The 20,367-nt window shown below is 61.9% G+C and carries 17 protein-coding genes; 5 read left to right on the forward strand and 12 right to left on the reverse strand.

What is annotated here, in order from left to right:
- Positions 1–44 precede the first annotated feature (44 nt).
- From C6558_RS09950 to C6558_RS09980, 7 genes are all read right to left on the reverse strand, one after another.
- On the reverse strand, positions 45–1,679 hold the full coding sequence (locus tag C6558_RS09950; protein WP_371412254.1) for an arylsulfatase: 1,635 nt from the start codon (positions 1,677–1,679) through the stop codon (positions 45–47).
- A gap of 155 nt (positions 1,680–1,834) precedes the next feature.
- Entirely contained in the window at positions 1,835–3,199 is a 1,365-nt protein-coding gene (locus C6558_RS09955; RefSeq protein WP_107027185.1) for a BatD family protein, read from the reverse strand.
- A complete protein-coding gene (locus C6558_RS09960; RefSeq protein WP_057211356.1) occupies positions 3,196–4,767 on the reverse strand; it encodes a VWA domain-containing protein in 1,572 nt (523 codons plus the stop codon). Before C6558_RS09960 ends, C6558_RS09955 begins: the two co-directional genes overlap by 4 nt.
- The gene (locus C6558_RS09965; RefSeq protein ID WP_057211354.1) at positions 4,764–5,768 is read right to left on the reverse strand and encodes a VWA domain-containing protein; all 1,005 of its coding nucleotides are present in this window, start codon (positions 5,766–5,768) and stop codon (positions 4,764–4,766) included. Before C6558_RS09965 ends, C6558_RS09960 begins: the two co-directional genes overlap by 4 nt.
- Positions 5,755–6,282, reverse strand: coding sequence for a DUF4381 domain-containing protein (locus tag C6558_RS09970; protein ID WP_057211353.1), 528 nt, complete (start codon positions 6,280–6,282; stop codon positions 5,755–5,757). Before C6558_RS09970 ends, C6558_RS09965 begins: the two co-directional genes overlap by 14 nt.
- Positions 6,283–6,284: 2 nt before the next feature.
- Positions 6,285–7,280, reverse strand: coding sequence for a DUF58 domain-containing protein (locus C6558_RS09975; RefSeq protein ID WP_084814332.1), 996 nt, complete (start codon positions 7,278–7,280; stop codon positions 6,285–6,287).
- Positions 7,281–7,296: 16 nt separating this feature from the next.
- Entirely contained in the window at positions 7,297–8,268 is a 972-nt protein-coding gene (locus C6558_RS09980) for a MoxR family ATPase (RefSeq protein WP_057211349.1), read from the reverse strand.
- Positions 8,269–8,590: 322 nt separating this feature from the next.
- On the opposite strand from C6558_RS09980, the gene C6558_RS09985 reads away from it, so the two are divergent.
- Positions 8,591–9,520: a formylglycine-generating enzyme family protein gene (locus tag C6558_RS09985; RefSeq protein ID WP_057211348.1), complete on the forward strand. Its 930-nt coding sequence runs from the start codon at positions 8,591–8,593 to the stop codon at positions 9,518–9,520.
- 143 nt (positions 9,521–9,663) lie between these two features.
- Positions 9,664–10,626 carry an HAD family phosphatase gene (locus C6558_RS09990; protein WP_057211405.1) on the forward strand — a complete coding sequence of 321 codons (963 nt, stop codon included), beginning with the start codon at positions 9,664–9,666 and terminating at the stop codon, positions 10,624–10,626.
- 61 nt (positions 10,627–10,687) lie between these two features.
- Here the strand turns inward: C6558_RS09990 and C6558_RS09995 are convergent, their stop codons facing one another.
- A complete protein-coding gene (locus C6558_RS09995) occupies positions 10,688–11,371 on the reverse strand; it encodes a hypothetical protein (protein ID WP_057211346.1) in 684 nt (227 codons plus the stop codon).
- A gap of 594 nt (positions 11,372–11,965) precedes the next feature.
- Here C6558_RS09995 and C6558_RS10000 point away from each other — a divergent pair.
- Positions 11,966–12,238, forward strand: a complete 273-nt coding sequence (locus tag C6558_RS10000) for a hypothetical protein (protein WP_107027186.1) — start codon at positions 11,966–11,968, stop codon at positions 12,236–12,238.
- A 223-nt stretch (positions 12,239–12,461) separates the two neighbouring features.
- Positions 12,462–14,231, forward strand: coding sequence for a hypothetical protein (locus tag C6558_RS10005; RefSeq protein ID WP_146160876.1), 1,770 nt, complete (start codon positions 12,462–12,464; stop codon positions 14,229–14,231).
- Positions 14,232–14,457: 226 nt separating this feature from the next.
- Here C6558_RS10005 and C6558_RS10010 read toward each other — a convergent pair whose 3' ends face one another.
- From C6558_RS10010 to C6558_RS10025, 4 genes are all read right to left on the reverse strand, one after another.
- Positions 14,458–15,486: an NADP-dependent oxidoreductase gene (locus C6558_RS10010; protein ID WP_107027188.1), complete on the reverse strand. Its 1,029-nt coding sequence runs from the start codon at positions 15,484–15,486 to the stop codon at positions 14,458–14,460.
- 221 nt (positions 15,487–15,707) lie between these two features.
- Complete coding sequence (locus tag C6558_RS10015; protein ID WP_081788924.1) at positions 15,708–17,069, reverse strand: O-acetylhomoserine aminocarboxypropyltransferase/cysteine synthase family protein; 1,362 nt, start codon at positions 17,067–17,069, stop codon at positions 15,708–15,710.
- 42 nt (positions 17,070–17,111) lie between these two features.
- On the reverse strand, positions 17,112–18,149 hold the full coding sequence (locus tag C6558_RS10020) for an isopenicillin N synthase family oxygenase (protein WP_057211339.1): 1,038 nt from the start codon (positions 18,147–18,149) through the stop codon (positions 17,112–17,114).
- Positions 18,150–18,588: 439 nt separating this feature from the next.
- Positions 18,589–19,299: an SDR family oxidoreductase gene (locus tag C6558_RS10025; protein WP_057211337.1), complete on the reverse strand. Its 711-nt coding sequence runs from the start codon at positions 19,297–19,299 to the stop codon at positions 18,589–18,591.
- A gap of 110 nt (positions 19,300–19,409) precedes the next feature.
- On the opposite strand from C6558_RS10025, the gene C6558_RS10030 reads away from it, so the two are divergent.
- Positions 19,410–20,309, forward strand: a complete 900-nt coding sequence (locus tag C6558_RS10030) for a LysR family transcriptional regulator (protein WP_107027189.1) — start codon at positions 19,410–19,412, stop codon at positions 20,307–20,309.
- The last annotated feature ends 58 nt before the right edge of the window (positions 20,310–20,367 follow it).

A 20,367-nucleotide genomic window follows, 5' to 3' on the forward strand; every position in this document is an offset into this window, starting at 1 on the left:
AAGAAAGAAAAGGCGGCGCTCGGGTGAGCGCCGCCTTCGTCAGCTTATTGGGCGGCCGGGGCCTTTTTCATGATTTCGTCGATCTTGGCATGCACGCCTTCCTCGACCTGGTCGACCGAGAAGCTCGCTGGCTTCTGGCTCGGCGGATACTCGATGAAGGTTTCCAGGAAGGTTGCGGCCTTCATGGTGGCTATCCCTGCAAGATAGACGTTCTTCGTCCTCCAGTCGTCGTACTGGTCGGAGACGATGTCGGCCCGCTCATAGGGGTCCATGCGCAGGTTGAAGATCTTCGGCACACGCAGGCAGGTGAACGGATCCTGCCAGACGTCGAAGCCACCGGGCTTGCGCATTTCGCAGAAGACCGCTTTCCAGTTGTCCCAGCGAATGGCCACGAGCTTGGCGTCGTCGTTGAAGTAGAAGAACTCGTTGCGCGCGCCCTTCGGCTGCTCGCCTAGAAGGTAGGGAAGCTGGTTGTAGCCGTCGAGGTGAACCTTGAAGTCCTTGTCGCCGAGCTTGGTGCCCGTCAACAGCCGGTCCTTGACGTCCTTGTCACCGGCAGCGGCAAGCAAGGTCGGGAACCAGTCGAGACCGGAAACCATCTCGTTGGAAACACCGGGCTTGATCTTGCCCGGCCAGCGCACCATCGCCGGCACGCGGAAGGCGCCTTCCCAGTTGGTGTCCTTCTCGCTGCGGAACGGGGTTGTCGCCGCGTCCGGCCAGGAGAACTGATTGGGCCCGTTGTCGGTGGCGTAAACGACGATGGTGTTCTCGGCGATCTTCAGGTCGTCGAGTGCCTTCAACAGCTTGCCGACATCGTTGTCGTGCTCGATCATGCCGTCGGCATAGTCGTTGCCCGGCATGCCGCTCTGTCCCTTATATTCCGGCCGGATATGGGTGAACAGATGCATGCGCGTCGTGTTCATCCAGGTGAAGAAGGGCTTGCCTTCCTTGACCTGCTTTTCCATGAAGCCGATGGCTGCTGCCGTGGTCTCGTCGTCGATCGTTTCCATGCGCTTGGTGTTGAGTGCGCCGGTATCCTCAATCTTGCCGTCGGCGAACGAATGCAGCACGCCGCGGGGCGTGGCCGCCTTGACGAAAGGATCATTGGGATCCTTCGGCCAGTAGGGGCGCTCCGGCTCTTCCTCGGCATTGAGGTGATAGAGGTTGCCGAAGAATTCGTCGAAACCGTGCGCTGTCGGGAGGAAACGATCCTGGTCGCCCAGGTGGTTCTTGCCGAACTGGCCCGTCGCATAGCCGAGCGGCTTCAGCGCCTGGGCGATCGTTACGTCTCGGTCCTGGATGCCGACGGGCGCTCCGGGAACGCCGACCTTCGACATGCCGGTACGAAGCACCGACTGGCCGGTGATGAAAGTGGAGCGGCCGGCGGTGCAGCTGTTCTCGGCGTAGTAGTCCGTAAACATCATGCCTTCAGAGGCAAGCCGGTCGATATTGGGCGTCTTGTAGCCCATGACACCCATGGAATAGGCGCTGATGTTGGTCTGGCCGATATCGTCGCCGAAGATGACGAGGATATTGGGCTTGGCCGCATCCTGGGCCATTGCTGGCATTACCGATGCCGATAGCGTCGACATCAGCACGGTGCCCGCAAGCGCAAGCGCTTTCGGCTTGATGGACCTTCGAACTGCTGAAGCAGCCAGCAGTCCGATGGCATTCTTCATATCAATGGGCATCTCATGTCTCCTCGAGGCACGATGGATTGCTTTTAGTCAGGTAGGCAAAGTCTCGGAATGTACCGTTGAACTTTGGGTTGAAGCGGGTGTTACGGGCAAGTACGTAACAGTTACGAAGGATCGTAACGCCCGGTCCGGCAGCGCTAGCGACTGGTTGGTAAATCGGCGTCGAACGCCGGATTGAGATCGGGGAGTTCATTGGCCGGCACCGGCTCGTCGTCGAAGATTTGCTCGAGCCAGCGGCTTCTGGCTTTGCCAAGGCCGGCTCTAAGCGGCAGGAGATTCGGCTTCTGCGCCGCGTCCTGCTGGTCTCGATAAAGCGACTGCTGGTGGTTGGCGAAGGCGGCCCTTGTCTCCGGGTCGGCGAAGCGATCGAGCCACTGGGTCATTGGAACATTCCCCGTCTTGCGCGACCATGCGTCGATCGCCGCCTCGAACCGCTCTGCGTCGCCGCTGCGGCATCCCTCGTCGACGCGATGGAAAGCCGTTGCCTCGGACTGCGCCTTGCGCGTCCGTATTTCGTCAAACCATGCCTGGATACGGCCGGCCATAACGGCGGCAAAGTGGATCAGGAGCGCCAGTGCCACCACCACCAGGCCTGCGCCGACCCACCACTGCCAGTCGAATGGCGCATTCTCCGGCGGCGGGTGCGGCGGGGCAAGGGCGGTCGCATCTGCAGGTGCTGCCACAACCGAAACCTTGGCCAACGGCGCTTCGGCCGTTTGCGTCTTGCCGCGCGACGGATTGAACCACTGCAGGCTGATTGCGGGGATCGTGTAGGTCCCGGCTTTCGCGAAGACATAGGTGGCCGTGTCCTTGCGGACGCCGCCCAGGAACACGCCGCGATCCGACCTATGCTCGGAGAGCAAGGGGTCGTGGACATAGACTTTGACACCCGCCGGTGCTTCGAAGGACGGCTCCGGGATCATCATCGCCGCCAGTCCATCCGCTTCGACGGTAACGGTGCGAACCAGAGCGTCGCCGGCACGCAGGCTTGCCGGATCACGATCAAAGACCTGCGTGATCGTCACTTTCGCGGCGGTGACGCCGGCCTTGCCGTCAGCGCCGCCGGGTACCGCCGTCACTGTCAGCCGCAGCGTCGGCAATTTCACCCGCCCTTGCGTGGTTTCGCCGGGAACGGCCGCATAACCGAACGGGATATCGACAGGCGGCAAAGTGTAGTCTCCCGCCGCCTGCGGGGCGATGACGTAGGTCTTGCGGATACCGGAGAAATCGACACCATCGATTGTCTCGTTGAGGTTCAGACCGCGATCGTCTGGCATCGTCACGATCGTGCCGGGAAGGTCGAACAGCGGAAACTGTGGCGGCGACAGAAAGTAGTTCGGCGCGAAAACGTCGACGTCGACCTCAACCTGCTGTCCGGCGTAGATCGTTCCCTTGGTGGCGAGCGTGGCGCGGGCGAATGGATCGGCTGCCAGCGCGACGTTCGCCAGCGACAGCCAGAGCGCGAAAATCCCCAGGAGAATCGCGTAGATGCGAAGCTTCATGGTTTCGCATCCTTCGCTTCGATCGCGAACTTCCTTGCCAGCAGATCGGCCGGGGAAACCTGGATATTACGCATCCACATCTCGGCGGTTTGCGGCGCTCCCGCCACCGTGCCCTCCTTGCCCTTCTTGCCCTTGTCGTCGAACTGGATCTGATCCGGATCGAGCCCGGCCGCCTCCTGCTGGGCATCCTGATCCTGCTTGTGCTTGTCTGCCTTGCGTTTCTCGGCCACTGCCAGGTTCTGCCTGGCTTCGGGCCAGTCTGGGCGGCGTTTGAGCGCCTGCTGGTAGGCGGCAATCGCCTCCTCAGCCTTGTCGAGATGCATCAGGGCGTTGCCCTGGTTATAGTAGCTTTCGGCCGTATCGCCCTGCGCAAAGGCATCGATGGCATCCTGATAGCGTCCGATACGAAAGAGGGCGACGCCCTGCCAGGCCGGGTCCTGGAAATCGCCGGCCGCTCCCTGGAAATCGCCGCGATCGATGGCCCGCTGGCCCTGCTGGTCCGGGGTGAACCAGAGATCGGCAAAGCTGCGATCGGCTGCCTCGGCCTTTACCCCTGGCAGCACCGTGCCGACGGCTATCAGATAGACCGCCCAACGGACTGTCCAGCCGCGGCGGAACCACAACGCGGCAAGGAGTGCGATCGGGATGGTCAGCCACCAGCCGGCATCGTACCAGCGCGTCAGGCCTTCGGCGGTCTTTTGCGCGAAGCTGCTCTGGATCCGCCTGATGATCCAGCGCACGTCGCTATCGTCGGGCGTGACTGTTGCGACCTGCGCTTTCGACGCCGCCTGCAATGCTTTCAGCGCATCGACGTCGAGTTTGGCACGGACCCGCGCACCCGTCGCGTCGGTGAGGAACTGGCCATCGGCCGTCTTCACCGGGCCGCCATCGGCGGTGCCGATGCCGAGCACCATCAGGTCGTTGCGGCCCTGATATCGCGCAAAGGCGTCGAATGCCGTGCGCTCGACGCCATCGGTCATGAACAGGATCGTGCCCGGTACGGTCTCGCTGGAAAGCGCATCCTCGGCGACCTGCAGCGCCCTGCCGGTGTCTCGGCCGGTTACCGGCATGATGCTCGGCGAGAGGGCGGCCAGATAGGTCTTGATGAGGTTTGCATCGTCGGTGAGCGGCAGCACCATGTGTGCTGTGCCGGCATAGGCAAATAGGGCAGTACGCGCGCCCTTTCGCAGAGAAAGGATATCCTGCACCTTCAACTTGGCTCGCTCGAGCCGCGTCGGCGAGACATCAGTGGCGTTCATCGTTTCGGTCAGGTCGATCGCGATCGCCAGCGGCGCCGTATCCTCGACGAAGGGCGGCTTTTCACGCTGCCATGTCGGCCCGGCAGCCGCAATCGCGGCGATCGCGATCAGCACGGCCGTCAGGTGAACAGGTTGCAGCCGTCGCCTTCCGCCTTTCTCGATCAGCAGGTGGTCGAGAAGATGTGGCGCGATCATGCCCTGCCATTGTGAGCGCACGTCGGTGCGACGGCCGATCAACATCACAAGCAGGGGCGCCGCCAGCAGCGCCAGCAGCCAGAGCGGCCTGAGGAAATGGAAGTCGGCGATCATGCTCCCGCCTCCCTTTCGCGACGCCGGTCTGCGCGGGCCGACAGCAGCCACATGATTGCGTGATAGACGAGGACGAGGATCAACGCCGCGCCCAGCGGATAGTGGAACAGTTCGATGCGCGGCCGCCAGGACAGGGTCTTCTGGTTTTCCGGCGTCAACTGATCGAGAAGCTCGTAGATATTCTGCAGCGAGGCCTGGTCCTGGCCGAAGAAATATCGTCCATGTGTCGCCGTCGCGATCTGTTGCAGGACTGACGTGTCGAGCTTCTGTTCCCCTTGCGCATTGGGATCGCCGATGCCGACCGTGTGGATGACGATGTGTTTTTCGGCGGCAATGCCGGCGGCCTTGTCGGGCGGCATCTTGCTCGCGGTGTCGTTGCCATCGGTCAGTAGGATCAGCACCTTGTCCGGTGCCGTGCTTTGGTCGAACATCTTGATCGCAAGGCCGATCGCATCGCCGATCGCGGTGCGTGGACCCGCCATTCCCGGCAGGCTGTCGGCCAGCATCGCCTTGACCGTCTTGTGGTCGAGCGTGAACGGCACGAGCGGGTAGGGGGCATCGCCAAAGGCGATGAGGCCGAGACGGTCTTCGGGGCGCTTGTCGATAAAATCGGCGACGACCGTGTGCACGGCATCGACCCGGGCCTGCAGATTGCCGGCCGGATCGTGAAAGTCGCGCGTGTCCATCGATTGCGACAGGTCGATTGCCAGCATGAGATCGCGTTGCGGTTCGGTCTTTTCGATCGGCGGCTCGATATATTGCGGCCGCGCCAGTGCCAGTACGATCAGGCCCCAGCAGATCGGCGCAATCAGCTTCTGCCCAAAGTTCGACTTGGGCACGACCGATCCTTCGGTCGCGCCGATGCCCGCCGCTGCGGTGATGTCCTTGAAAAATGGGATCCGGACCGCCGCCGATTGCTCGCGATAGGCCGGAAGCAGCCACCAGATGACGGCCGGAAGTGGCAGCAGGACGAGCAGCCAGGAATGATCAAGGACGTACATGGTGCGCCTCGATCCAATATCGTGCCGCCGCAACATGGGCTTTCGCTTCGGCCTCGGGAACAGATGCCAAAACCACCGGCCCGCGGTACTCAGCCTCTTCGAAGAAATGCGCCGCGGTTGTGGGAAAGACTGGGCCACCGGAATGGGCGTCGAGGAAGCCGGTCCAGCCCTTGCCGCTCAGATTGGCGATCGTCTCGCGTGGCCAGACCGCAAGCGCGGTGCGCTTGAGAAGGGCGGGCAGGGCAGCGAGCGCATCGCCACGTGTTTGAGCAGCACCAATGCGCTGTTCTATCTGGCGAAGCTCGCCAAGCGCCTCGCGGCGGTAACGATTGAGCTCGCGGTGGCGATACCAGCGCCGGAGCGCGAAGGCGATTGCCAGCAGAACAAGTCCGGCGAGTACCGCCCAGGCCCAGGTCTGCGGCAGCATCGAGACGGGCGGTGGCAAGGCGATATCGGCAAGGCCGCGGAGCGCGGCAGCGAGGCCGGGATCGACCGCTGGCGTGGTCCCTTCCATCGCTACCGTCTCCGCTGACGCCAGGCCAACTGGCCGAGCATGGTGCGCAATTGCGGTGCAATCTCTTCCGCCGAGGAAATCGGCAGCATCGGCAGCCCCAGGTCCTCCTGCCATGCCTGAAGCGCGCGGCCGCGCTTGCGCGCGAAGCTGTCGATCGCCTCGCGGACGTTTGCATGACCGAATTGAAGCTCTGCCTGTTGCGCGCCGCCGCTGACGACGATGTCGCCCTTGCGCGGCAATTCCAGCATGAAGGGGTCGTAGATCAGGATGGCGATCACGTCATTATGGGCAGAGAGCTTGAGCAGCATGTCGCGCGTTTCCAGACCATGCCCGTCGAAATCGCTGATGACGATGATCAGATGGTCATGTTTGGCGATGTTGGCAACGGCCGAAAGCACGAGGTCCAGTTGCTCGTCGCCTCTTGCAACCTTGGAGGTTGCGGTGAGTGCGGTGTTGTGGCGAACGATGACGTCGGCAAACCGAATGACGGCCTCGCGGCTGCGATAGGGCCTGATCTCGTCGACGGTCTCATCTCCGAATACAAAGCCGCCGACCCGATCGCCAAGCGCCGTGATGCGCCAGGCGCAAAGGGCGGCCACTTCCGCCGCGGCAACCGACTTCATGGCGCGACGGCTGCCGAAGAACATGTTGATGCGCTGGTCGACGATCACAAGCGCCGGCCGATCCTTCTCCTCGTCATAAACCCGCACGACCGGTTTGCCGGTCCGCGCCGTCACCCTCCAATCGATGGTGCGGATATCGTCGCCAGGCAGGTATTCGCGAAGCTCCTCGAAGGAAAGCCCACGACCACGCATGCGCGATTCATGGCGTCCTGCCAGCAATCGCCGGACCGGCGCCTTACGCAGGAAGGTCAGGTCACGGGCTGTCGCCTCAAGGCCGACCAGTTCGTCGACGGAGGTGTAAGCGCCCGATGCCTCCACCTTCGGAGGATGGGCAATGCCTTTCGACCGGGCGAATGCGGACAGGGATATTGCCATCGGGCCTCTCCATCTCTCAGGCGACAGCGACCTGCTGCACGATCCGGTCTATGACCTGGTTGGCCGTCGTGCCGCCCGCATGGGCTTCATAGGAGAGGACGAGCCGGTGGCGGAAGACGTCGTGCACAGTCGCCTGCACGTCATCCGGCGTCACGAAGTCTCTTCCCTTCAGCCAGGCATGGGCGCGCGAGACCTTGTCGAGACCGATGACGCCGCGCGGACTGATGCCCACCTGGATCCATTTGGCCACGTCCTTGTCGAGCTTGTCCGGGTAACGTGTCGCCATAACCAGGGCTACGATATAGTCCTCGATCGCGCTCGAGACGGTCACTGCCGAGATTTCCTTGCGTGCCGTAAACACCGCATCCTGAGCCAGCTTTTCGTTGGACTTCACTTTCGAGGCGGCAGCCGTTTCTTCCGACCGCACCAGCCGCATGATCTCGGCCTCCGATTTGGCGTCGGGATAATCGACCTGGATGTGCATGAGGAAACGATCGAGCTGCGCCTCAGGCAAGGGGTAGGTGCCTTCCTGCTCGATCGGGTTTTGCGTTGCCATCACCATGAAGAGGTCGGGAAGCTCGTGACTGTCGCCACCGACAGTCACTTGCCGCTCCTCCATCGCCTCGAGCAGGGCGGACTGCACTTTCGCCGGTGCGCGGTTGACTTCGTCGGCAAGGATGAGATTGGCGAAGATCGGGCCTTGCTGAAAGCGGAACTCGCCCTTGCCGCCTTCGGTGAAATAGACCTCCGAGCCGGTGATGTCGGAGGGCAAAAGGTCCGGTGTGAACTGGATGCGTGACAGCTCGGCGTCGAGGTTCTTCGCCATGCTCTTGATGGCCCGCGTCTTGGCAAGCCCGGGCAGGCCTTCGACCAGCAGATGGCCGTTGCTCAGGAGACCGAGTAGCAGGCGTTCGATCATGCCCTGTTGACCAACGATGGCTTCGCCGATCCGCTTGCCGAGCTGTTCGATGTCGTCACGTGTACCCATTGAGATTTAGCCCCTCCCGCCGGCCCGGCGGCGCCAACCCTTGTGAACTCTCATTTGTGAACTCTGAGGGAGATTAAGGTTACATGCGGCCCGTTGGAAAGAACGTAACAGTAACGAAGCGGGCGATTGTGGTTCTCGATCAATCCACGGGCGGGGCAAACGGGCCCGAATTCGATTCGTGCGCCGTCGTAACAGTTACGTACTTTGGAGTCGGAAAGTTTGCGTCTAGACTTCGGGCTATCAGGATGGACGCGACATCCGCCCGGGAGATCGAAGCCGCATGCAAACACTATCCACAAGGCCGACCCTCGACGAAACGCCAATGGCGATCAGCGCGCGCGAGCCGATCTGGATCGAAGGCGGCACCTTCACGATGGGGTCCGACCATCATTACCCCGAAGAGAAACCGGCTCACCCGGTGAAGGTCGACGGATTCTGGATCGACGTCACGCCTGTCACCAACCGGCAGTTTGGTGCATTCGTCGAGGCGACCGGCTACGTCACCGTTGCCGAGAAGGCGCCTGACCCGAAGGAATACCCGGGTGCACTGCCGGAAATGATGCGGCCGGGGTCGGTGATTTTCGATCCGCCGAAGCGCGTCACCAGCCGTGACCCCTCGCAATGGTGGAACTTCAAGTTCGGTGCCGACTGGAAAAGGCCATATGGCCGGCAGAGCAACATTCGCGGCAAGCTCGACCATCCCGCCGTGCAGATTTCCTATGTCGATGCCATGGCCTATGCGAAATGGGCCGGCAAGGATCTGCCGACGGAAGCCGAGTGGGAGTTCGCCGCCAAGGGCGGCCTGAATGACGCGGAATATGCGTGGGGCGCCGAACTTGTTCCGGAGGGCCGCTTCATGGCCAACACCTGGCACGGTGCCTTCCCGACCGAGAACCTGCGCCCTGACGGCTTCGAGCGCACGTCGCCGGTCGCCAGCTTCCCGCCCAGCGGCTATGGCCTTTACGACATGATCGGCAATGTCTGGGAATGGACAAGCGACTACTGGTCGAGCAACCACCCGGAGCCTGCGCAAAAAAGCTGCTGCATCCCCTCCAATCCGCGCGGCGGCGGCGCTGAGGCAAGCTACGACCCACGGCAGCCGGAGATCCTGATCGCGCGGCGGGTGGTGAAGGGCGGATCGCATCTCTGCGCGCCGAACTATTGCCGTCGCTACCGCCCCGCGGCCCGTCACGCGCATGAGGAAAATGCGGCAACGACCCATATCGGCTTTCGCTGCATTCGCCGGCCGTAGACGTCTAACACCGACAGTCTTGTTTCAGTTGAGGAGGACACCCGATGATTTTGAGGGCAGGAGAGTTCGCGTCGATTGATGTGGATACGCATCGGAAGGGCTGGTGGCGGACCTTTATGGGAGTTGCGGCATCATTCGCATTGATGCTGGCCGCGCCGGCGCTTGTGGTGGCCGCTGATGCACCTCCGGCTGGCCTTCCTTCCTGGAACGACGGTGAGGCGAAATCGGCAATCATCGACTTCGTGACGCGGGTGACGACCGAAGGCGGCCCTGATTATGTCACTGAAGTGGACCGTATCGCCGTGTTTGACAACGACGGTACGCTCTGGACCGAGCAGCCGATGTATTTCCAGGGCATGTTCATCAACGATCGCATCAAGGCTATGGCCCCGGATCACCCGGAATGGAAGGACAAGGAGCCGTTCGCATCGCTGCTGAAGGGCGACATTGCCGGCGTGGCTGCGGCCGGCGAGAAAGGTCTTGTCGAGCTCGCGATGGCGACACATGCAGGGATGACGACGGACGAATTCACGAAGATCGTCAAGGATTGGTTCGCAACCGCGAAACACCCGCGTTTCGACCGGCCCTATAACGAGATTACCTACCTGCCGATGAGGGAGGTATTGGATTATCTGCGGGAAAACGGCTTCAAGACCTATATCGTTTCGGGCGGCGGCATCGAATTCATGCGGCCGATGACCGAGCAGATGTACGGGATACCGCCGGAACAGGTTGTCGGCAGCACCATAACCACCAAGTATGAACTTCAAGGTGACACCCCGGTGCTCATGCGCGAACCGAAGGTGGATTTCATCGACGATGGCCCCGGCAAGCCGGTCGGCATCAACAAGTTCATTGGTCGCCGCCCGATCTTTGTCGCCGGCAATTCCGACGGCGACTACGAGATGCTGCGGTGGGTTACCTCTGGCGCAGGGCCGAGCTTCGGGATGATCGTGCACCACACCGACGACGAGCGGGAATGGGCCTATGACCGCCAGTCGCATGTCGGCAAGCTCGACAAGGCGATGAACGAGGCGGAGCAGCGGAAATGGCTTCTCATCGACATGAAAGCCGACTGGAACAGGATCTACGCGTTCGAGAAATAGACAGTGTGCCGGGGACATCACTCGCCGCCAGCACGGCCGCGAGGGATGTCAATTATACCCGCTATTTCGATGTAAGCTGCGTGAAGGCGATGCCATCGATGTGGCCGCCTTTCAGCCGATAGACAAGCATTTGCATGACCGTCGTGTTCTGTTCGCCCTGTTGCTGGTGGGTGTAACGCACCATGCCTTGCTTCGGAGCTGCGCCGAAGCGTTCCTCCAGGGCTTCCGTGCCGTCCATCAAGGTCGGAACCGGCAGCAACAGCGGCGCGAGCGCAACGGTTGGGGTGTCACATTTATCGGCTTCGTCGGCAACTTCTTCGGTGGAGATGAATGTCACCGGTTTCTGGGCGGGCGTGGCTGCGTCAGATCTGTCGTTCGCGACGAACCAGATCCGCCGCGGCAGATCTCCGGTCGCAAGCTCGTAGCACAGCCAGCCGACCGTTATGCCCTCCACCGTCCGGCTGCGGATATTGCCTCCGAACGTGGCCTTGACCTCGTCGAGTGTCGTCTTCTCGAGCGTGATCGCAAGCGAGCCGGCATTGATGAGATTGTTGAAAGGCGTCTCGAACTGGAGTGTCTGCGCTGTCGCCGTCAGCCCACCAAGGACGAGTGAGGGCAGGCCGCTCAATTTGTCGTCGCTTGCCGCAAGCTCGGTGCTCAGCAGCGTCAGGCCGGTCGCGGCGATCCCTGCAGAAAGGAACGCTACCAAACGTCCGCAATGAGATGTCTTGTCCAAGGATCGCATGGAAATCTCTCCGTTGTACTCAGCACGCGATACGGCCTGTCGCCGAATGTCATCGCGGGCATTCTAAGCATCGCAGTATTCCGCATCGAAGTACGTAACAGTTACAATCGGCGATGAACCGCTGTGGAGAAGCGCAATATGTCAGCTGTGTCACCCCGTGGAAGCCAACTGTAGCGCAATGCCCATGCCAAGCAAGCCGTCGCGATTACGGTAAGCTGCACGTCGTTGGCCTGTGGAGTGGCGGTTGCGATTAACGTGCCCTGGCCTGGCTATCAATGCCGGATCCGACGAGGTGTCATCGGTGCGTTTTCGGGGTCTGGATCGCTTCGCCGTCAAGCCCGCGGCGGCAATGTTACTGTTACGTACTTCCGGAAACGGACGGTTCCTGCGATTTTGCGGGGGCAGGAGAGGGATAGGCAGAAGTTGGTCGTCTGCCTGACCCGAGGTTGCATCCGTCAGGTAGGCATATCTCAACGAGACGCTGGCAATCAGAGTACCGGTGGCATTCCGGATCTGTACTGAGGCGCGCGAACGCTATTTTCGCGCGCAGGCGTGGCATGAAGCATCGATCGTCGTTCAAGCGGATAGAGCACAATGCCCAACGAAGCCAAACAACGGGGACTTTTGAAGCTGATGCTCAAGCTTCCGGCGTTGCGCGGCCAGTTGCAACTGCTGAGCGCCAAGAACATGCCGCTCGCCAGCCTTTGCGAGGCATATGACGAGGCAACCTCCATGCTGGATCGACAGCGTCGGCGTGATCCGCAGGATGCGTCGATGGTGGCGGAGTACGAGCTGATCTGTCTAGAGATCGAAGAAGAAGTGATTTCCATCTGCCTCTCCAGTGCAAGCAGTGAATCTAATCCATAGTGATCAGTTGTTCGTTGGTCTGGAATTTTCGGTTTCTATCACTCAGCCCCTGTAATCTTATTGGATTTCCAGTTCACTGGCCGTTTCATTTTGGGGCTGCGGCATTTGTTAGAAAAATGTTTTGTGACTGCCCTACATTTCTCTTTCCGCTCCCGGCTCTGTGATCTAGAGTTCACCTCGCATTTGCACTCTCTCTCGGGTTGTAGGTAAATGGGGGCGCGCTATGAACACAAGAGAAGACGCGGACCGAGCGGCTTACTGCCCAGTTGCCGAGCGCCCGGCGCGAGCCGAACTCGACCGTATGTTGGGCGACCCGCGCTTTCATGGGACAGAGCGACACCGCAAGCTCTTGCGATACCTGGTTGACGAGTTCTTCGCCGGTCGTTCAGCCTCGGTGAAGGCCTATACAATCGCGATCGATGTCTTCGCCCGGCCGAGTTCCTTCGACCCGGCGACCGATCCGATCGTGCGCGTCGAGGCGTCGCGGCTTCGAGCGGCCCTGGCACAATATTACGAGGCGCTTGGCGATGAAGCCGCCCTGCGCATCGAACTCCCCAAGGGCAACTACGTCCCGCTCTTCGTCAGGGCTGACGGAAAACCGTCACAAGCCGTCCTCGCTCCACCGACGATAGCGCCTGATGCCGCCGAGCCACCGCCGCCATCGCCTTCGGCCGTCGCCGTCGGGCGCCGCATCTCCATGGCGAATGTTGCCATTGCGAGCGCCGGGGTTTTAGCGATGGCTGCAGCGTTCTACGTTTCGATGGCCGACCATTTCCCGTGGAAACCGATCCTGTCCGAAAAGCCGACCGTCGTTGTCGACGTGCAGCCGCAACGGGTGAAAGACGGCGAAGAGCAGAGGAAGATTGGCGACTATCTGGTGCATGCCCTGTCGCAGTTCTCGTCGGTACGGACGCTGGCGCAGGAGCAGCCTGCCGGCATCGACGTCGCATCGGTGACAGGTTGGGTTGCACCCAGACCGGCTGTCCGCCTTGCCGGCAGCAAGGAATATAGACTGTCGATCAGCTACAGCATGGCGAACGATGCTCACGAGCTCGCCTGGCAGGTGGTGGACCCACAGAGTAGCGAGGCTTTGCGCTCCGGTGTCTCGAAGCTGCCACTAGAGAGCGGTGATGCCCACCAGATTCAACAAACGCTTCTGGTGAGACTTGCGCGCGCACTTGCGGGCGAAGACGGCGTCATCACCAGCCTGGAGGCTGCACGCCAGGTCAGTGCGCCATCCCTCGGTTATGGCTGCGTGTTGCAGGCCGATATGGCTTTGGCACGAACCGACCCCGAAAATCTCGCAAGCGCGCTTGCCTGCCTCGAGCGGTCGCTTGCCTACAATGCAAACGACGCGGATGTATCGGCAAGCCTGGCAATGATCCTGGTGGTGACGGGCGAAGCGGATACTTCGCCGATCGCTGGCAACAGGGCGTTGAAGCTGGCAGACAAGGCAGTCGCGCTCGCCCCCCAGGCAAGCCAGAGCTATGTGGCGCAGATGATGGCGCGCTTTGCGGCGGGGGATACGGAGGCGGCCTTTCTTTCAGGGCAGCGCGCCAGCGCGCTCAATCCGCTGGACGAGGCCATTCCGGCGAGGTTGGGGCTGTTGCAGTACATCTCCGGCCACTGGTCCGAAGGTGTAAGATTGGCGCGGCTGGCGGAGGCGAATGGGGAGTATGTGCATCACGATGCAGCGCTGACGCTGGCGCTCGACGCCTATCGCGGGCGCCGTTACGAGGAGGCCCTGCTTCGTGTGCGCCAGCTTGCAAACACATCGGACCTGGCCGTCAACCTGCTGCGGCTGGCCGTCGCCGGCCAGCTCGGATTGACGCAGGAGGCGGCCAGCGCTCTTGACGAGGTGCGCGCGCCGACGGGACCTGCGGATATTTCGCTTTTGGCGAAACCGGTGACAAGGAGCTATGCGCCGGAACTGGCAGCGATGATCGAAGACGGCCTCGGCAAGGCCGGTATCCGACCGGCCGAAAATCCCTAAAGCGCGTCGCGATCTTTCAGATTCGCTTGCTGCGCTTTAAGTTCTTGTTTCTACGCAAAACCGGGGCACACTTTTGCGCGACATGCTCCACTGCATGTTTCCTTAAATCGTACCCGATTTATGGACAAAAACATGCAGCAATTCAAAGCGCTACAGCGACCTTTGCGCGTCTGAAAAGACGCGCGGCGCTGTAGGCGGCGACAAAGCCTGGCCGCCGCGCCAGGCGTTAGTTCTCGTCGGCGACGCGAATGACGAGCTTGCCGAAGTTGTGGCCCTCCAGCAGCCCGATGAAGGCTGCCGGCGCATTATCGAGGCCGTCGACGATGTCTTCCCGGTAGCGGATCTGGCCCGATGTAATCCAACCGGCCATTTCCCGATAGAAGTCGGGGCGCTGGTCGACAAATTCCCTTTGGATGAAGCCGCGAATTTGCAGGCTCTTGCTCAAGACGTCACGCATGACGAGGGGCAGGCGGTCGCCGCCCGTCTGTTCGCCGGGGCGGCTGTTGTATTGTGCGATCAATCCGCAGACGGGAATGCGGGCGAAATCATTCAGCAGCGGAAATACCGCATCCCAAACATGTCCGCCGACATTCTCGAAATAGACGTCGATCCCGCCAGGGCAGGCGGCTGCCAGTTGCTCGGGAAAATCGGCTGCGTGGTGATCGATCACCGCGTCAAAGCCGAGTTCGTCGCGAACGAAAGCGCATTTTGCGGCACCCCCTGCGATCCCGACGGCTCGCGCGCCTTTGATGCGGGCGATCTGCCCGACCACCGAACCCACAGCGCCGCTTGCCGCCGCAACCACGACTGTTTCGCCCGGCTTCGGCTTGCCGATCGTCAGCAGGCCGGAAAAGGCGGTAAAGCCGGGCATGCCCAGGACCCCGAGAGCGGTTGACAGCGGGGCCGCCGATGGGTCGAGCTTGCGCAGGGCTGCGCCATCGGAAACGGCGTAAGCCTGCCAGCCGGAATGAGAAAGCACGAAATCGCCCTCGGCGAAATCCGGGTGACGCGAGCGCACGACGCGGGCTACCGTCCCACCCTCCATCACATCGCCGATCTCGACGGGCCTGGCATAGGATTTCCCGGCATTCATGCGACCGCGCATATAGGGATCGAGCGACAGGTAGACGATCTTCAGCAGGACCTGGCCATCGGCAGGTTCCGGGATGGCGGAATGACCGATCCTGAAATTGTCTTGTGTCGGCTTGCCGTCCGGGCGGGAAGCAAGAAGGATCTGGGTGTTTTCGGAGGTCATGGCATTTCCTTTCGCCGCTGGCGCATGCGCTCTGTGGCAGCGTAGCGGGTAAGATGTTTCTGGTTGGCTACCTTCGCGGGCGTCACTCAAGACGGCAAGCCGCGACTTCTGGCCCTAGGCTCGGTGCCGAACTTTCGAAGCTTTGGCCGATAATCGAATATGACAATGGCCCAACCGTTGCCGACGGTTGGGCCATTGAACCCATTGTTGATTTCGCCGGGTTACGCCGCGTCGATCGCCTGCTTCAGGTCGGCGATAATGTCGTCAGGATGCTCGATGCCAACAGACAGTCTGACATAGCCGGGGGTGACACCGGTTCTGAGCTGGTCCACCTCGGAGAGCTGCGAGTGGGTGGTCGTAGCCGGGTGGATCGCCAGCGACCGCGCGTCACCGATGTTGGCGACGTGGTAGAGCAATTGTAGTCCGTCGATGAAGCGGCGTCCGGCCTCGCGTCCCTCCTTCAACTCGAAACCGACCAGTGCACCATAGTGGCCGTTGCGCAGGTATTTCTCGCCGCGTGCCTTGGCGTCGCCGTCCTGAAACTTCGGAAAGATCACACGCGCCACTTTTGGGTGCGCGCGGAGGAAATCCGCGACCTTGATGGCGTTTTCGCTGTGCTGGCGGATGCGCAGCGGCAAGGTTTCCAGCCCCTGAATGAACTGGAACACATTCTGCGGGCTGATGGCAGCGCCGAGGTCGCGCAGGAGAACGGCGCGGGCACGCAAGATATAGGGGTGAAAGTCGATGGCGGCGGCTTTTTCCAGCCAGGTCTTGCCCTGATAGCTCGCATCCGGCTCGTGCAGATTGGGATGGCGCTCGGCGTGTTCGTGCCACGGAAAAGTGCCGCCATCGATGATGGCGCCGCCGATGGAGGTGCCGTGTCCGCCGATATATTTCGTGGTGGAATAGACGACGATAGCGGCCCCGTGATCGAAGGGGCGGATGGTCAGGGGCGCCGCCGTGTTGTCGATAATCAGCGGAATGCCGAACCGACGGCCGATCTCGGCGACTTCGCCGATCGGGAAGACTTCGAGGCTCGGATTGGGAAGCGACTCCGCGTAATAGGCCCGTGTCCTCTCGTCGGTCGCCTTCGCAAATGCCTCCGGATCGGACGCATCGACGAAACGCACCTCGATGCCGAAACTCTTCAGCGTTGAGGCAAAGAGCGCCCAGGTCCCGCCGTAGAGCCCGGCGGCGCTGACGATATTGTCGCCGGATCGAGCAAGATTGAGCACGGCGAAGGCCGACGCCGCCTGGCCGGAGCCAAGCGCGAGGGCGGCGGCACCACCCTCGATTTCGGCGAGGCGCTGTTCGAATGCGTCCTGCGTCGGATTGGACACGCGGGTGTAGAGATGGCCGGCCGCCTCAAGCGCAAACAGCTTGTCTGCGCCATCGGTGCCCGGCAGCTGATAGGACGTCGTCTGGTAGATCGGCACGGCGACGGCGCCGCTCACCGGATCGAAACGGTAGCTGCCGCCATGAAGCGCCAGCGTTTCGGGCTGAAGCGGTCGCGACGTATCGCGCAGGCCGCTCGGAGCCTTGATTTCGACTGCAGGCTCCTCAGGCTTTTGATGGATCGTCATGGATTGCTTCCTTCAGCGTTCGAGTGGTTGCAGTGGGATGGATCAGGCCGGCACCGGCGCCTTCAGCTGCTCGACAAGATCGGCATGGTGGGCAGCGGCGACGTCGGGGTGCGACCTGAGGCGTGATTTCAGGACGTTGCGCCCGACCTCGTGGAACAGCGGGTTGAGCGGGTCCTGCGTCACGCCGCGAACCTCGGCCGCAAGTTCGGGCGGCAGATCGAGCACCGGGATGGTCGAGGCGAGGTTGGCGCCAAGGAAGAAGGCGACCGAGCGGCGATCGCCGCCGGCGGGCGGCGTGATGACGCGGTGGATATTGGCGAGCAGGTAGCCGTTCGATGCCAGTTCCAGCAGTTCACCGACATTGATGACGAAGGTGCCGCGCTTCGGCGGCGCATCGATCCAGCCACCCTTGCCGTCATCGACCTGAAGGCCGCCGACTTCATCCTGAAGCAGGATGGTTACGAAACCGCCGTCCTTGTGTGCGCCGACGCCCTGGTCGCTTTCGGTCTTGTCGCGGCCGGGATAGCGGATGATCTTCAACAGCTGGTTGGGGCCGTCGCGATAGATCGGCTCGAACACGTCGGCGCGCTGTCCGAGCGCCTCGGCGAAAACCTCGATCAGGCGGATGCCAAGTCGGGTCACCGCCTCGATCCAGGCGAGGATCGCCGGCTTCAGTTCGGGCAAGCCGTCCGGAAACTGGTTGGGGCCGACCAAGCGCTTCCACGGTGCATCGTTTGCGTGGATCGCGAGGGGCGCGCGCTCGGGTCCGAAATCCACCTGCTCGCGCCAATCCTGCGTCCCGCGGGTATATTCGAGACCTGCGCGATTGTAGCCGCGAAAGTGCGGCGACTTGCGCATTTCGATCGCCAGCTTGTCCTGTTCCGACAGTGCGAAGAAACGGCGCGAGAGATCGAGGACGCCATCGATCTGTTCCTGCGGGATGCCGTGTCCCTCAAGGTAGAAGAAGCCCACCGAGCGGGCGACGCTGCGCAAGTCTTCAAGCGCCGTCGCCCGCTCGGGATGGTCCGCCGCAAAGCGTTGCAGATCGAGAATGGGCAAGGATGAGTTGGCGTCAGTCAATGGTGGCTCCCTTCATTTTCTAGGCTGCGGCGGGTGGCGATGCCGTCCTCTCCTGTGTGAAGCCGACACGGCGCTGAAATGGCAGGCCGCAGATGCTGAGGGAAGCTTACCTGTCGGCGCCGGTTATTCAATATTGTCTATTGAAAATATAGACTAAATACGGAGCCGCAGGCGCAGAAGCATTTGGGCAACAATCCCATTTGCGAGAATTTCTATTCTGCTCCGGATTGCTGGGGGAACGCCGGCCGTCGCATTGATGCCTCATGACCGGCATTGATCACTGCGATCGCCATGCGCCGGGCGCGGTGGACAAGCGAAAAATGCGACCTCGGCCGTGGTGGAGTGTGGAGAGGGCGGCAGTTCTCTTCAGTCGCATCATTGTGGGAATGGTGTTGGCGTGCTGGGAGCAGCCAATCAGCGGCTGCTCCCAGCGGCTTCGTCAACGCAACGCAAAGCCACCGTCGGGATAGAGCGTCGAGCCGTTCATGAAACCATTCTCCATGAGGTAGATGACGGTATGCGCCACCTCGTCGGTGGTGCCGACCCGTTTCAGCAGCGCGGCCTCGGCGTAGCTCGAGAACGAGGCCTCCCTGATGGCGTCGGGCTGGCGGCGCCATAGGTCGCTATCGATCGTCCCTGGTGAAATGACGTTCACCCGGATCGGCGCCAACTCGACGGCGAGCGCCCGCCCGAGACCTTCGATCGCGGCATTGCAGGCGCCATAGGCGGCACCTTCTGCCGCCGGCCTGACGCTATAGGCGCCCGCCATCAAGGTGACGGACCCGTTCTTGTCGAGATAGGGCAGGGCGTGCTTCACCGCGTAATACTGGCCCCAGAACTTCGATCGGAAGGAGCTTTCGGCGACGTCGTCGGACGCCTTGTCGATTCGGCCGCGCGAATAGGATGCGCCGGGTGTGAAGAGATGATTGATCGGGCCGGATTGTTCGAAGAAACGGCGCAAGGAGTCCTGATCGATATTGTCGACAACGATGGCGCGGCTCTTCGGACCGAGCTTGATCGTTGCGCGCTGCAACCTTTCCGGATCGCGCCCGCCAATGACCACCTCTGCGCCAAGGTCGATGGCGCGCTCGGCAACACGCAGGCCGATACCGGAACTGCCGCCGATGATTGATACTCTCTGCTTTCTCATTCTGTCGGATCCCTGAGATGTGAATGACTGGGTGGCACTATATCCGCGATCAAAAATCGCTTATGAGAACACTTCTCGCAGTACCTGAGATTTAAATTCTGGAGTGTGCCATGCTTCCCGGCGATCATCTCAGTGCTGTCAGGGCCTTCATGCAGGCCTCGCGGTCCTCGAGCTTTTCAGAAGCTGCGGAGCGGCTCGGCCTTTCCACCTCTACGGTGGGCAAGGCGGTTTCGCGGCTCGAGGGGCGGTTGGGCGTGCGGCTCTTCCAGCGCAGCACACGTCACCTTGCGCTGACCGAAGAGGGCAGGGTGTTCCTGGAGGGTTGCGAACGCGCCGCGGCGGAACTGGCCGCCGTCGAGGCGGCGCTCGCCTCGCGCATGGAGGAGCCGGCCGGCCGGCTCAAAGTGAGCTTGCCGGAGCTGCTCGGTCGGCGCATTGCCGCGCCTAGCCTGATCGCGTTGGCAGTCGACTATCCGAAGCTGGAACTCGATATTGCCTTTACCAACCGGCTTGTGGATCTGGTCGAGGAGAATATCGATCTATGCGTGCGCGTCGGCGAGCTCGCTGGTGGGGGTGACGTGATGGTCAGGAAGCTCGGCCAGCAACGCCTGACGGTTTGCGGCGCGCCGGACTATCTGGCAAGGCACGGGACGCCGTCGCGCCCCTCGGAGCTCGCTGCGCATCTCTGCGTAACACAATCCCGAGGGCCTGTAGCCGAGAGCTGGCGGTTTACTGAGTCCGGGCAGACGAGGCACATCAACGTGCGCAGCACCCTCAGCATCGCTGATCACGCATTGATGGCGGACGCCGCCTGCCGTGGACACGGGTTGGTGCAATTGCCGGGCTGGATCGTTGCCGACGCGATCTCAGATGGTCGTCTGGCTCCCGTCCTCGAAGCCTCTGCGCCGACACCTCTTCCCGTCTACGCGCTCTGGCCGCACCGGCTCGGCACGACCCCGCGCTTGCGCATCGCGGTCGACGCATTGGTCGATTGTTTTCGCGATTTCTGAAACGGCGTGGCGGATAAAGCGGTCGCGACGCAAGTCGCCCGGTCCATTCGGTCTTTCT

The organism is Ensifer sp. NM-2, from assembly GCF_003024455.1.
In the GTDB taxonomy this organism is placed as follows: domain Bacteria; phylum Pseudomonadota; class Alphaproteobacteria; order Rhizobiales; family Rhizobiaceae; genus Ensifer; species Ensifer canadensis.

Bases quoted from the DNA above. Each gene is read 5' to 3' on its own strand.
- C6558_RS09950 (WP_371412254.1), bottom strand. From the start codon at position 1,679: ATGAAGAATGCCATCGGACTGCTGGCTGCTTCAGCAGTTCGAAGGTCC.
- C6558_RS09955 (WP_107027185.1), bottom strand. From the start codon at position 3,199: ATGAAGCTTCGCATCTACGCGATTCTCCTGGGGATTTTCGCGCTCTGG.
- C6558_RS09960 (WP_057211356.1), bottom strand. From the start codon at position 4,767: ATGATCGCCGACTTCCATTTCCTCAGGCCGCTCTGGCTGCTGGCGCTG.
- C6558_RS09965 (WP_057211354.1), bottom strand. From the start codon at position 5,768: ATGTACGTCCTTGATCATTCCTGGCTGCTCGTCCTGCTGCCACTTCCG.
- C6558_RS09970 (WP_057211353.1), bottom strand. From the start codon at position 6,282: ATGGAAGGGACCACGCCAGCGGTCGATCCCGGCCTCGCTGCCGCGCTC.
- C6558_RS09975 (WP_084814332.1), bottom strand. From the start codon at position 7,280: ATGGCAATATCCCTGTCCGCATTCGCCCGGTCGAAAGGCATTGCCCAT.
- C6558_RS09980 (WP_057211349.1), bottom strand. From the start codon at position 8,268: ATGGGTACACGTGACGACATCGAACAGCTCGGCAAGCGGATCGGCGAA.
- C6558_RS09985 (WP_057211348.1), top strand. From the start codon at position 8,591: ATGGCGATCAGCGCGCGCGAGCCGATCTGGATCGAAGGCGGCACCTTC.
- C6558_RS09990 (WP_057211405.1), top strand. From the start codon at position 9,664: ATGCTGGCCGCGCCGGCGCTTGTGGTGGCCGCTGATGCACCTCCGGCT.
- C6558_RS09995 (WP_057211346.1), bottom strand. From the start codon at position 11,371: ATGCGATCCTTGGACAAGACATCTCATTGCGGACGTTTGGTAGCGTTC.
- C6558_RS10000 (WP_107027186.1), top strand. From the start codon at position 11,966: ATGCCCAACGAAGCCAAACAACGGGGACTTTTGAAGCTGATGCTCAAG.
- C6558_RS10005 (WP_146160876.1), top strand. From the start codon at position 12,462: ATGAACACAAGAGAAGACGCGGACCGAGCGGCTTACTGCCCAGTTGCC.
- C6558_RS10010 (WP_107027188.1), bottom strand. From the start codon at position 15,486: ATGACCTCCGAAAACACCCAGATCCTTCTTGCTTCCCGCCCGGACGGC.
- C6558_RS10015 (WP_081788924.1), bottom strand. From the start codon at position 17,069: ATGACGATCCATCAAAAGCCTGAGGAGCCTGCAGTCGAAATCAAGGCT.
- C6558_RS10025 (WP_057211337.1), bottom strand. From the start codon at position 19,299: ATGAGAAAGCAGAGAGTATCAATCATCGGCGGCAGTTCCGGTATCGGC.
- C6558_RS10030 (WP_107027189.1), top strand. From the start codon at position 19,410: ATGCTTCCCGGCGATCATCTCAGTGCTGTCAGGGCCTTCATGCAGGCC.